At 61.2% G+C, this 11,911-nt stretch carries 9 protein-coding genes; all 9 read left to right on the plus strand.

The window, feature by feature from the left end; genetic code table 11:
* The first annotated feature begins 394 nt into the window (after positions 1-394).
* Positions 395-2,788, plus strand: a complete 2,394-nt coding sequence (locus tag QYH69_RS13645) for an acetamidase/formamidase family protein (RefSeq protein ID WP_308832399.1) — start codon at positions 395-397, stop codon at positions 2,786-2,788.
* Positions 2,789-2,914: 126 nt separating this feature from the next.
* Positions 2,915-3,817 carry a polysaccharide deacetylase family protein gene (locus QYH69_RS13650; protein ID WP_308832400.1) on the plus strand — a complete coding sequence of 301 codons (903 nt, stop codon included), beginning with the start codon at positions 2,915-2,917 and terminating at the stop codon, positions 3,815-3,817.
* Positions 3,741-4,745 (plus strand): ABC transporter substrate-binding protein, encoded by a 1,005-nt coding sequence (locus QYH69_RS13655; protein ID WP_308832401.1) that lies wholly within the window; start codon positions 3,741-3,743, stop codon positions 4,743-4,745. Before QYH69_RS13650 ends, QYH69_RS13655 begins: the two co-directional genes overlap by 77 nt.
* 59 nt (positions 4,746-4,804) lie before the next feature.
* The gene (locus QYH69_RS13660; protein ID WP_308832402.1) at positions 4,805-6,508 is read left to right on the plus strand and encodes an amino acid ABC transporter permease/ATP-binding protein; all 1,704 of its coding nucleotides are present in this window, start codon (positions 4,805-4,807) and stop codon (positions 6,506-6,508) included.
* A gap of 13 nt (positions 6,509-6,521) precedes the next feature.
* Positions 6,522-7,538, plus strand: a complete 1,017-nt coding sequence (locus tag QYH69_RS13665; RefSeq protein ID WP_308832403.1) for an alpha/beta fold hydrolase — start codon at positions 6,522-6,524, stop codon at positions 7,536-7,538.
* Positions 7,539-8,031: 493 nt separating this feature from the next.
* Positions 8,032-8,913, plus strand: coding sequence for a polysaccharide deacetylase (locus QYH69_RS13670; RefSeq protein WP_308832404.1), 882 nt, complete (start codon positions 8,032-8,034; stop codon positions 8,911-8,913).
* A 78-nt stretch (positions 8,914-8,991) separates the two neighbouring features.
* Entirely contained in the window at positions 8,992-10,329 is a 1,338-nt protein-coding gene (locus QYH69_RS13675) for an MFS transporter (protein ID WP_308832405.1), read from the plus strand.
* A 23-nt stretch (positions 10,330-10,352) separates the two neighbouring features.
* On the plus strand, positions 10,353-11,108 hold the full coding sequence (locus tag QYH69_RS13680) for an SDR family NAD(P)-dependent oxidoreductase (protein WP_308832406.1): 756 nt from the start codon (positions 10,353-10,355) through the stop codon (positions 11,106-11,108).
* Between the two features lie 40 nt (positions 11,109-11,148).
* Positions 11,149-11,907, plus strand: coding sequence for an SDR family NAD(P)-dependent oxidoreductase (locus QYH69_RS13685; protein WP_308832407.1), 759 nt, complete (start codon positions 11,149-11,151; stop codon positions 11,905-11,907).
* Positions 11,908-11,911 lie beyond the last annotated feature (4 nt).

Below are 11,911 nucleotides of genomic sequence, written 5' to 3' on the forward strand. Positions count from 1 at the left end.
AACCCGACCTCGCATGACATTCGAGCTCGAATACATATGCGTTTCGTTATGTGAATGTCCGCTATGCTTCACGGGACTGCCGAGTTGCTCGCGAAAACTGTGTTCAAAAAGAAGTTTCGCAGCGTGAAGCCACGCCTGTAAGACTACAAACTGTCCGCACCCAAAGCTCGAGCGTGGGCTTCCCAAAACATATCAACTCCGAAGAAAAAGCCCTCGTGCGTAAAGCGTGCGTGCGTGCACCGCCACAGTGCGTTAACGCACAAGCAGGTGCCGCACGACAACCGGTCTCCATGTCCTGTCGGACACGAGGCGGCGACCATGACGTTTACATCGATGGCGCGGACATTGCTTTTCAGTCGTTCGGCTGACGTTCGTCAGGGTCCGGGAGCCCACGTTGGAGTTACTGCGTTTCACTACCGAGTCGTACGCCGAAGTGGATCGCATGCGAGCATGGAGCGAGGCGCTCGAAGCGGTCGGCCTGCGCTGCGGCGCACGTCAGGCAGGCGCACAGCACTTGCATGGAACCATCAGGTCGCGCAAGTCGAACAACGGCTTTGAGCTGATCGTGCTGGCCGCGTTTGCGCAAACCATCGAGTTCAAGGTCGACGGCGCCGACACACTCGCCATCGTGCTGCATCTGGACGGTGGCGCGACACTCGTCGCCAACGGCGTGCGTGCGCAAGTTGCTATCGGCGATATTGTCTATGCGTCGTCGCGCGAGGAAGCTCACCTGTCCTTCACTTCCGACTTCCGCGCATTCGCGATCCGCGTCCCCCGCTCTGCCATCAACGCACGCCTTCTAACGCCGTTCTCGCTGCATGCGGGCCGTTTGCCAGGCGAGGCCGGCATCGGTCATGTGTTCTCGGGCTTTTTGTGCTCGATCGCCGAAAGCATGGAGACGTTGTCACTCGATGACTTGCGGCCTCTCGAACTCGCGCTCGCGGAGTTTCTGATCGCGAGTCTCGCCGGTCACCACAAAAACAGCGGCTTCAGTGGCCTCACGCCCTCTCAGGCCTCGCTCTTTTCCCGCGTATGCCGGACGATCGAGAGCAGTCTCGCTAACCCCGATCTCGGACTGGCATCGATAGCAAAGGAAGAACGCGTCTCGCCGCGATATCTGCAGAAGCTGTTTGAGACGGTTGGGCAGAATTTCTCTACTTACCTGCGCTCACGCAGACTGGAGCGCTGCCGCGCGGATCTGGCCAATCCGCTGTATGAAAAAGTTTCGATTGCCGATGTCTGCTTTCGCTGGGGTTTCAACGATTCCGCGTATTTCAGCCGCGCGTTTCGCGAACAATATGGCGCGTCGCCGCGCACTTTCCGGCACGAAGGAGGGCTTGAACTCGCGCGCCATCTCGTGCAGCGAATTTCACGCGGATTACCGGTCAACGCCGGGAGCTTGCTCGCGCATGCGCAACTCGCCGCGCAGGACGCCGTTCATCAAGTTGCAGACATAGCCGAGAGCGGCTTCGTCGAGCCGCCTGACGCATCGTCCGCCCCACCGCCGCGCACGTCCGGCAAGCCGCGCCATCATCTGCTACGCGCAACGGCCAATACGATTCACTGGGGCTACTTCAGCCACGATCTCAAGCCGGTGCTCGAAGTCGACAGCGGCGACAAGGTGACGATCGAAACGCTCACGCAGCACGCGGCTGACGACTGGGAGCGTATGGTGCAGGGCGACCCCGGCGCGGAAAGCGTGTTCCACTGGACCGCCCACCGCAAGAATGTCAACCGGCGCGGAGCGGGCCCGATGGACGCGTCCATCTATGGACGCGGCGCTGGAGAGGGCTTCGGCGTGCATATCTGTACGGGACCGATCGCCGTGCGCGGTGCGGAACCCGGCGACGTGCTGGAAGTCCGTATCCTCGACATTCACCCACGCCTTTGCGCCAATCCCAAGTTCGCTGGCCGCGCGTTCGGCAGCAATGCCGCTGCCTGGTGGGGTTTCCACTATCGCGAACTGTTGACCGAGCCGAAACCGCGCGAGGTCGTCACCATCTATGAGCTCGACACCGACGCCACCGCGGGCGAACGCGCCTGTGCGCGCGCCGTCTATAACTTCCGCTGGACACCTCAGCGCGATCCTTTTGGCGTGATGCATCCGACGATCGATTATCCCGGCGTGCCCGTCGATCATTCGACCGTCGTCGAGAACCACGACATCCTGAAAGACGTCCAGATTCCGGTGCGTCCACACTTTGGCGTGGTCACCGTCGCTCCGCAACAGGATGGTCTGATCGATTCGATTCCGCCGTCCGCGTTCGGCGGCAATCTCGACAACTGGCGCGTCACGCGCGGTGCGAGCGTGTTCTTGCCGGTCGGGGTAGCCGGCGCGCTGCTCTCCATTGGGGACCCGCATGCATCGCAAGGAGACTCGGAATTGTGCGGCACCGCGATCGAGTGTTCCCTCACCGGCGACTTCCAGCTGGTGCTTCACAAGAAAGAGACGCTTGGCAAACAGGAGTTTTCGGACCTTACATATCCACTAGTGGAAACCGCCGAGGAATGGGTTCTTCACGGTTTCAGTCATCCAAACTATCTGGCCGAGTTCGGCACCAGCGCGCAAAGCGCTGTGTACGAAAAGTCCACGCTCGATCTTGCGATGCGCGACGCGTTCATCAAAACGCGGCGCTTTCTGATGACCACCAAGGGGCTTTCGGAAGATGAAGCGATCTCCCTTATCTCGGTCGCGATCGATTTCGGTGTGACGCAGGTCGTAGATGGCAACTGGGGTGTGCACGCCATCATCCGCAAGGCACTTTTCAAGGACTCAAGTCGCGAGTGACGAGATTCAATGCGCATGCGGACAAGAGTTTGTTCGCTGCAAGTCCGATGCCGCTATTTTGACTTCCTTACCATGGTTCTGACTTGAACACAGGCGCACGCGCCGTTCGACAGGACTGACTGGACCATGGATTCTCCCGCACACCGCGCGGTACCCGGCCACGGGCGCTTTCGATATTCGCCGATCAACGACCGCCCGGTCTATCGCTGGCCTGACGGATCCCGGCTAGCGGTCTATATCGGCTTCAACATCGAGCACTTTTCGTTTGGCGAAGGACTGGGCCCGACGATCGGTCCGGTGATGCCAGAGCCCGATGTGCTCAATCACGCGTGGCGTGAGTACGCGCTGCGCGTCGGCGCATGGCGCTGTCTCGACCTGTTCGATGAGCTTGCGCTACCGGCTGCGGCCATCATCAACACGGCGCTCTACGATCACTGCCCCGAGCTCGTCGCCGCGTTCGCTCAGCGTGGCGATGAACTGGTCGCGCATGGCCATACGAACTCGGAACGGCAAGGTACGTTGTCCGAAGACGACGAACGGGCACTCATCGTGGCATGCCGACAGCGGATCGCGACCGAGAGTGCACAGCAGCCGGCTGGCTGGTTGTCACCGTGGCTCTCGGAGAGTTATGTCACGAGCGATCTGGTAGCCGAAGCCGGCTACCAGTACACGCTCAACTGGTGCCATGACGATCAGCCCACACGCTTGCTTACGCGCAATGGTCAGCCGCTGTGGGCCATTCCGTATCCGGAGGAGGTCAACGACATCCCCATGATTCTCGCGCGCCAAATGGACGCAAAGTCGTTCGCCGATCTGATCATCGACCACTTCGAGGAAATGCTGCGGCAATCCGACCGCCAACCACTCGTGATGGGCATTGCATTGCATGCCTACCTGATGGGGCAACCGCATCGCCTGTGTCACTTGCGCAGGGCGCTCGAGCATATTGCCCGTGCGCGCAACGAAGGCCGGATCTGCATCACCACGCCCGGTTCGATTGCAAGCCATATGGACTTCCTCGGCCGCTAGACCGCCGCATCTCCGCTTCGTGCTACCGCCTCTTCCTCGTTCAATTTATTCAGCCTCGAAAGGAATCGTCATGTTCATGCCAAAGATTTTCAAGCTGCTGTTATGTGCGCTCACCGGCCTCCTCCTCGCTCAAGGCGCATTCGCGCAATCGTGCGAACCGTCCAAAGTGGCTCAGAAATATCCGTCGCTTGCGGGCAAGACCATCAAGATCGGCGTGGACCCGGAGTCGCCGCCGTATGCATTTCGTGACAGCAAGGACTTCAACAAAATCATCGGCGCCGATGCCGACATGGCCCGCGCCGTGTTCGATTGCGCCGGCGTGAAGACGGAATTCTTCACTGCCGGCTGGCCGGGCTTGCTGCCTGCACTTCGAGCTGGACAGATCGACGTGATGTGGGACTTGCTGTACTACACACCGGAACGCGCGAAGGAGACGAGCTTCGTCACGTATATGCAGGCCGGCACGGGTGGCCTGGTGGCAGCGGGCAATCCCAAGAAGATCGATGACATCTCCAAACTGTGCGGCCTCACGGTCACAGCCGGCATCGGCACAGTCGAGCTGACGATGGCGCAAGCGCAGGCCGCCAAATGCAAGGCCGAAAACAAACCCGACGTGACGATCATGACGTCGGCTGATATCGCGTCGGGCGCGCGCCTCGTCGCAAGCCATCGAGCCGACGTCATGATGTACGACCTGGCGCTCGTAGACGGTCTCGCAAAACAGAATCCTCAGCTCTACATGCGCGGCTTCATGGTGACGAGCGGCATGAAGATCGGTGTGGGCGTGAAGAAAGGTAATGCCGACATGATCGCTGCCGTATCCGATGGACTAAAGATCATGCAGGCGAATCAGACCCAGAAAAAGACTTTCCAGAAGTATGGCGTCGATCCGTCGCTGGAGATGCCGACCACGCTGCTTACTCAATAACGTTGCCCGCGCGGCACACGACGTCGTTCTCCGGCCGGCGTCATGGATCAGGTTTGGACATGAAGGCATTACGTATCCAGCACACGTTCGCCGGCGTTCTCGGCGCGATCGCCATGCTTGCATGGCAGCCGGCCATCGCCGCCGGTCTCGACGGGATTCAGGTGTTCGACGGCTTCAAGGAACTCGGCGGTTATGTCGGGTCGCCTTTTCTGCTTGGCGGCGCGTGGATCGCGGTAAAGATCACGTTGATAGCGATGTCGATCGGGCTGGTGCTCGGCCTCGGCCTCGCGCTGATGCGATTGTCGCGGTTCAAGGCCCTGAACTCGGCGGCTTGGGGTTATATCTGGTTTGTGCGCGGCACACCGCAACTGCTGCAGCTCGTGTTTATCTTCGACGCGTTGCCGCTGATCGGTCTGCGCTTCGACGAATTCACGACTGCGGTGATCGGCTTCGCGTTGAACGAGGCGGCGTTCAGCGCCGAACTGTTCCGTGCCGGGATCCTGTCGGTGAACCGTTCGCAGTCGACCGCGGCTGCCGCACTCGGCATGGGACCGTTGCTGACGCTGCGCCGCATTATTCTGCCGCAATCGATGCGCGCGGTCATTCCGGGTCTGGCCAACGACACCATCGGCATGTTGAAGCTGACGTCGATCGCATCCGTGATCTTCGTCAACGAGCTCACGTTTCGCTCGCAACAGATTGTCGGGCAGAACTTCAAGTTCTTTACGGTGTTCGGCGCGGCGGCGGTCATCTATCTGTTCCTGACGAGCGCAATCTCACTGCTTCAGGTGTGGCTCGAAGGCATCTTCGATCACGAGCGCGACCGGAAACTCGCGTTCACATGGCTTGGACTGCGCGCATCGGCACCCGACCCGAAGCCCGTCGATGTACCGACCGGTTCGTCACCCACCGTCAAAACGCCGGAAGCAAACGATCACGAATGGATTAGCACGCTGCTGCCGGCCGACAGTCGCACGCCGCGACATCCCGATGAACCGTTTGTCGCGTGCAGGAACGTCTGGAAATCGTATGCCAAACGCGAGATCTTGCGCGGCGTCGACCTGTCGATTGCGCATGGCGAAGTGGTCGTGATTCTCGGCCCGAGCGGTTCCGGTAAAAGCACGCTGCTCAAGCTAATCAACCATCTCGAACCACTTGACTGGGGCACGATCAAGGTCGATTCGCAGTATGTGGGCTATCGCGAAGTAGCGGGTGGCAGTGGCGCTGTTCGGCCCGTGCACAACCTCGCACGAGCGCGGGCCGAAGCGCGTGTGGGGATGGTGTTCCAGCATTTCAATCTCTTCAATCATTTGAGTGCGCTGGACAATATCGTCGAAGCACAACGGCAGGTCTACGATGTGCCGCGCGCCGAGGCGGAAGCGCTTGGCCGCGATCTGTTGAAGAGCGTGGGGCTGGCTGCGCATGCGGACTCCATGCCGCATCGGTTATCCGGCGGACAGCAGCAGCGCGTGGCGATTGCACGCGCACTCGCGATCAAGCCGAAGTTGATGCTCTTCGACGAACCCACTTCCGCACTCGATCCGGAACTCGTCGGTGAAGTGCTTGGCGTCATGCGCGGGCTCGCTCATGCCGGCATGACGATGGTGGTGGTCACGCACGAAATCCGCTTTGCCCGCGACGTTGCCGACCGTGTCGTCTTCATGGACGGCGGCGAAGTGATCGAGCAAGGCACGCCACAGCAAGTCATTGGCAACCCGACTCACGAACGCACGCGAAAATTCCTCAACGTCGTCGCCACCTAGTTATGAGGCTCAAATGACGGACTTCGAAACCTTCAATCTTGGCCGCGTCACGCTGCAGTCCGGCGCGACGCTGCCTGACATGATGCTTGGCTACAAGACATATGGCCGGCTGAACGCGGCACGCGACAATGCGATCGTCTATCCGACTTTTTATAGCGGCAGCCACGCAGACAACGAGTGGCTGATTGGCGAGCACATGGGCCTCGATCCGAAGGAATACTTCATTATTGTGCCGAATATGTTTGGCAACGGTGTATCGAGTTCGCCGAGCAATAATCCGCCACCTTATGATCGTGGCCGCTTTCCTCATGTCACGCTATACGACAACGTCGCGATGCAGCACCGCCTTGTGACCGAGAAGTTCGGCATCGAGTCGCTAAGGCTCGTCGTCGGCTGGTCGATGGGTGCGATGCAGGTCTACCATTGGGCCGCGATGTATCCGGACATGGTAGAGCGGATTCTGCCGCTTTGCGGGTCGGCGCGGTGCTCGCGGCACAACTTTGTATTTATCGAGGGGCTGAAGGCGCCGTTGATGCTGGACCCGGAGTTCAGGAACGGTTTTTACGACGCACCGCCGACGCGTGGAATGCGAGCTGCTGCGCGTGTATTCGCTGGCTGGGGTTTTTCACAGGCATTTCTGCGTCAGCGGCTTGACATCGAAGCAATGGGATATGGCTCACTCGAGGACTTCATTACCCATTTCTGGGAAGGCGATTTCCTGAGGAAGGACGCGAACAATATCTTGTCGATGATGTGGAGCTGGCAGAACGCCGATATTTCTGCGAATCCGCTTTATACGGGAGATTTCGACCGGGCGTTGGGCAGCATCACGGCGAGGGCTATTGTGATGCCCGGACGCACCGATCTGTATTTCCCGCCGGAAGACAGCGCGTACGAAGTCTCGAAGATGCCCAATGCAGAGCTGCGGCCTATCGAGTCGGTCTGGGGACATTTTGCCGGTGGCCCCGCGGCCAATGCCACCGACGTCAAGTTTATCGATCGAGCAGTGAGGGACATCCTGGCGATGTGATGGTCGTGATTTAACGGAGGCGGACCGCCCTACCTGCATCACTGCAGGTGTACCGCCACCGGCTGCAGTGCCCGTACGTTGCACGAGCCCGTCGCGTGCTGTGCAACAACGCGTGGTTCGCGCACCGGTGCCAGCAATCCCCCTGCAAGCGTAATGAAGCGCCGCGCCAGCGGCGCACCGCTTTCGGCACCGCTTCTTTCTGCAACAGGCCCGGCCGCCCGGTCCGGGCCCCCAATCGCTCAGTGATGCAAAACAGTGCCGCGCACCTCAATTCCGCCGCACTGGCAAGGGGCGTTCGTCTTGAGCCGTTTCATTTTTGTGTTCGCTACAGGAAAACCCTTATATGCGCATGTTTTTGACATGTCCAGTGTAAACGTATGTTGTCAACGAAATGCATTTCTACGCACCGGATGCACTGCGATGCGCGGCGCCGTGTTGGTGCATGTGCGGTTGCATGTGGCACCACACAGGTCTTACCCAAGGAGAGACACGTATGGCTAAAGAGATTCTGGTTGCCTTCGGCATCGACGTCGACGCAGTCGCGGGCTGGCTCGGCTCATATGGAGGGGAAGACTCGCCCGACGACATCTCGCGCGGCCTGTTCGCCGGCGAAGTCGGCTCGATGCGTCTGCTGAAGCTGTTCGAGCGCGAAAAGATTCGCACCACGTGGTTCATTCCAGGCCACTCGATCGAAACCTTCCCCTCGCAGATGAAAGCCGTCGCGGACGCAGGCCACGAAATCGGCATTCACGGTTACAGCCACGAGAATCCGATCGCGATGACGCGCGAGCAGGAAGAGGCGGTGCTCGATCGCAGCATCGAACTGGTCACACAGCTGTCGGGCCGCCGCCCGACCGGATACGTCGCACCATGGTGGGAATTCAGCACCGTCACCAACGAGCTGCTGGTGGCGCGCGGCATCAAGTACGACCACAGCCTGATGCACAACGACTTCCACCCGTACTACGTGCGCGTCGGCGATGCGTGGACGAAGATCGACTACAGCAAGCATCCCGATACGTGGATGAAACCGCTCACGCGCGGCAAGGAAACGGGCCTCGTCGAAATTCCGGCGAACTGGTACCTCGACGATCTGCCGCCGATGATGTTCATCAAGAAAGCCCCCAATAGCCACGGCTTCGTCAATCCGCGCGATATCGAGCAGATGTGGCGCGACCAGTTCGACTGGGTGTACCGCGAGCACGACTACGCGGTGTTCCCGATAACGATTCATCCCGATGTGTCAGGCCGTCCACAGGTGTTGATGATGCTCGAGCGTCTCATCGCTCATTTCCGCGGCCATGAAGGCGTGCGCTTTTGCACCTGCGACGAAATCGCCGACGACTTCCTGCGCCGTCATCCGCGCGCTGCGTAGTTTTTTGCCCGGTTTCAGCTTGAGCTGGTCCGCCGCTGTTGAAGTCACCCCCCGTCTGCCCCGTGAAGGAGCGCAACGATGCAAGAGAATCCGCTGTCGGCCTCTGGCCTCAAGCTTGAAAAAATTCTGCCGGCCGATGTGAAGCGCGCGACCATCGTCGCCTTCTTCGCGTGGGTATTCGCCGTCTATGATTTCATTCTGTTCGGCACGCTGCTGCCAGAAATCGGCAAGCGCTACAACTGGGATGCGGCCGCGCAGGCGGAGATCGCCACCTTCGTCGCGATCGGCACGGCGGTGATCGCGTTTGCGATCGGGCCATTGCTCGACCGGCTCGGCCGCCGCGCCGGATTGTTGTGGACGGTAGCGGGCGCTGCCGTGTGTTCGGGTCTGACAGTGGCCGGCGGTGCGCTCGGCCAGTGGCCGCTGGTACTGATCCGCTCGCTATCAGGACTCGGGTACGCGGAAGAAACCGTCAATGCGACTTACCTGAACGAACTCTATTCCGCTGCCAACGATCCGAAGCTGAACCGCAACAAGGGCTTCATCTATAGCCTCGTGCAGGGCGGCTGGCCGATCGGCGCGCTGATCGCCTCGGGGCTCACCGCGCTGCTGTTGCCGCGGATCGGCTGGCAGGGCTGCTTTATCTTCGCGACGTTCCCCGCGATCGTGATCTTCTTCATGACGCGGCGGCTAAAGGAAAGCCCGCAGTTCCTGCTGCACAAGCGCATCAAGGAATTGCGCGAAGCAGGCCAGCACAGCGAGGCACGGTCGCTGGCCGGCGAGCACCGCGTCGATTACGAAGAGCATAGCCGCGCGGGTCTCGGCGAAGCGTTTCGCGGCAGCGCATTGCGCGCGACGCTGGTGCTCGGCGGCGGCATTCTGCTGAACTGGTCGGCCATCCAGGTGTTCAGCGTGCTCGGCACCACGGTGCTCACGCGGGTGCACAACGTGTCGTTCGAGAATTCGCTGCTGATTCTGGTGCTGTCCAACGTGATCGGCTATTGCGGCTATCTGTGCCACGGCTGGATTGGCGACAAGATCGGGCGCCGCAATACGCTCGGACTCGGCTGGATGCTCGGCGGCGCGGCGTTTGCCGCAATGCTGTACGGACCGGGCACCGAGGGCGTGGTGGTTGCGCTGTACAGCCTCGGCCTGTTCTTTCTGATCGGGCCTTATTCTGCCGCGCTGTTTTTTATCGGCGAGAGCTACCCGACCGCGATTCGCGGCACTGGCAGCTCGATCGTGCATGCGATGGGGCCGATCGGCGCGATTCTGGCCGGCATCGGCGTGACCTCGATGTTGAACAGCGGCAGCGACTGGATGCATGCGGCGCTGTGGTTCGGTGCGTTGCCGTGCTTTCTGTCGGGCGTGTTGATCTTTTTCGCAAAACATGTCGATCCTGCCGCGGTTAAATAACGATTTCGAGGAGTGGTTGAGCCATGAAAGTAGCCATCGTGACCGGCGCGGCCAGCGGCATCGGCCAGGCACTGGCCGTTGCGTATGCGAAGAGCGGTGTTGCGGTAGTGGGCGGCTTTTTCCCGGGCGATCCGCACGATCCCGCCAGCACCGAACGTGCCGTGCGTGAAGCGGGTGGCCAATGCGCGATGCAGCCCGTCGACGTGGCGTCGGCGGCACAGGTCGATGCCTTTGCGCAGACGGCCATCGAGCGCTTCGGCCGCATCGATTATGCGGTGGCCAATGCCGGCCTGCTGCGCGCCGCGCCGCTCACCGAAATGCGCGACGAACAATGGCACGAGATGCTCGACGTCGATCTGTCCGGCGTGATGCGCACATTTCGCTCGGCCGCGCGCCTGATGACCGACGGTGGCGCGATGGTCGCCGTGTCGTCGATTGCGGGGGGCGTGTACGGCTGGGAAAACCACGTGCATTATTCGGCCGCGAAAGCCGGCGTGCCCGGCTTGTGCCGGGCTGTGGCGATGGAGCTCGCGCCGCGCAACATCCGCTGCAATGCGGTGATTCCGGGGCTGATCGAAACGCCGCAGTCGCTCGATGCGGTCAATTCGCTCGGCCCGCAAGGCCTGCGCGATGCGGCGCGCGGCATTCCGCTCAAACGCGTCGGACGCCCCGACGAAATCGCTGCGCTGATCCGCTTTTTGACCAGCGACGACGCGTCTTATATCACCGGCCAGTCGATCATCGCCGATGGCGGATTGACCGTGCGCTGGCCGAGCTGAATGGCAGGCGCATACGCGAATAGATGACAGGAACGACAAAATGACTTCACCGTTTTCGCTCGATGGCCGCCGTGCGGTCGTCACAGGCGCCGCCAGCGGCATCGGCGCGGCGATTGCGCTGGCGTATGCAGCGGCGGGCGCGCGCCTCGTGCTCGCCGATCTGAATGCCGAACGCCTCGCGCAACAAGCCGATGCGTGCCGCGCGCGCGGGGCGGCGGTCGAGACCGTCACCGCCGACGTCGGCGAAGAAGCGGGTGCGGATTCGATCGTCGCGCGCTGCATCGAAGCATTCGGCGGCATCGACGTGCTGGTCAACAACGCGGGCATGCTGACCCAGGCGCGCTGCACGGAACTGACCGCCGGGATGTGGGACGAAATGATGCGAGTGGATCTGCGCAGCGTGTTTCTGTGCACGCGCCGCGCGCTGCCTCCGATGATCGCGCAGCGTTGGGGCCGGGTGATCAATATCGCCTCGCAACTCGGCATCAAGGGTGGTGCGGAGCTGTGCCATTACTCGGCGGCGAAAGCGGGCGTGATCGGCTTTACCAAGTCGCTGGCGCTCGAGGCCGCGCCGCATAACGTGCTGGTCAACGCGATTGCGCCCGGCCCGATCGAAACGCCTCTCGTCGATGGCATCAGCGCCGCGTGGAAAGCAGCGAAATCGGCGGAACTCCCGTTGCGCCGTTTCGGTCTGGCTGAAGAGGTGGCGCCGACGGCGCTGCTGCTAGCGTCCGATCCGGGCGGCAACCTGTTCGTCGGGCAAACGCTCGGACCGAACTCGGGCGACGTGATGCCCTGAATCC

Source organism: Paraburkholderia sp. SARCC-3016 (assembly GCF_031119615.1).
In the GTDB taxonomy this organism is placed as follows: domain Bacteria; phylum Pseudomonadota; class Gammaproteobacteria; order Burkholderiales; family Burkholderiaceae; genus Paraburkholderia.

Bases quoted from the DNA above. Each gene is read 5' to 3' on its own strand.
- QYH69_RS13680 (WP_308832406.1), top strand. From the start codon at position 10,353: ATGAAAGTAGCCATCGTGACCGGCGCGGCCAGCGGCATCGGCCAGGCA.
- QYH69_RS13660 (WP_308832402.1), top strand. From the start codon at position 4,805: ATGAAGGCATTACGTATCCAGCACACGTTCGCCGGCGTTCTCGGCGCG.
- QYH69_RS13675 (WP_308832405.1), top strand. From the start codon at position 8,992: ATGCAAGAGAATCCGCTGTCGGCCTCTGGCCTCAAGCTTGAAAAAATT.
- QYH69_RS13650 (WP_308832400.1), top strand. From the start codon at position 2,915: ATGGATTCTCCCGCACACCGCGCGGTACCCGGCCACGGGCGCTTTCGA.
- QYH69_RS13670 (WP_308832404.1), top strand. From the start codon at position 8,032: ATGGCTAAAGAGATTCTGGTTGCCTTCGGCATCGACGTCGACGCAGTC.
- QYH69_RS13665 (WP_308832403.1), top strand. From the start codon at position 6,522: ATGACGGACTTCGAAACCTTCAATCTTGGCCGCGTCACGCTGCAGTCC.
- QYH69_RS13685 (WP_308832407.1), top strand. From the start codon at position 11,149: ATGACTTCACCGTTTTCGCTCGATGGCCGCCGTGCGGTCGTCACAGGC.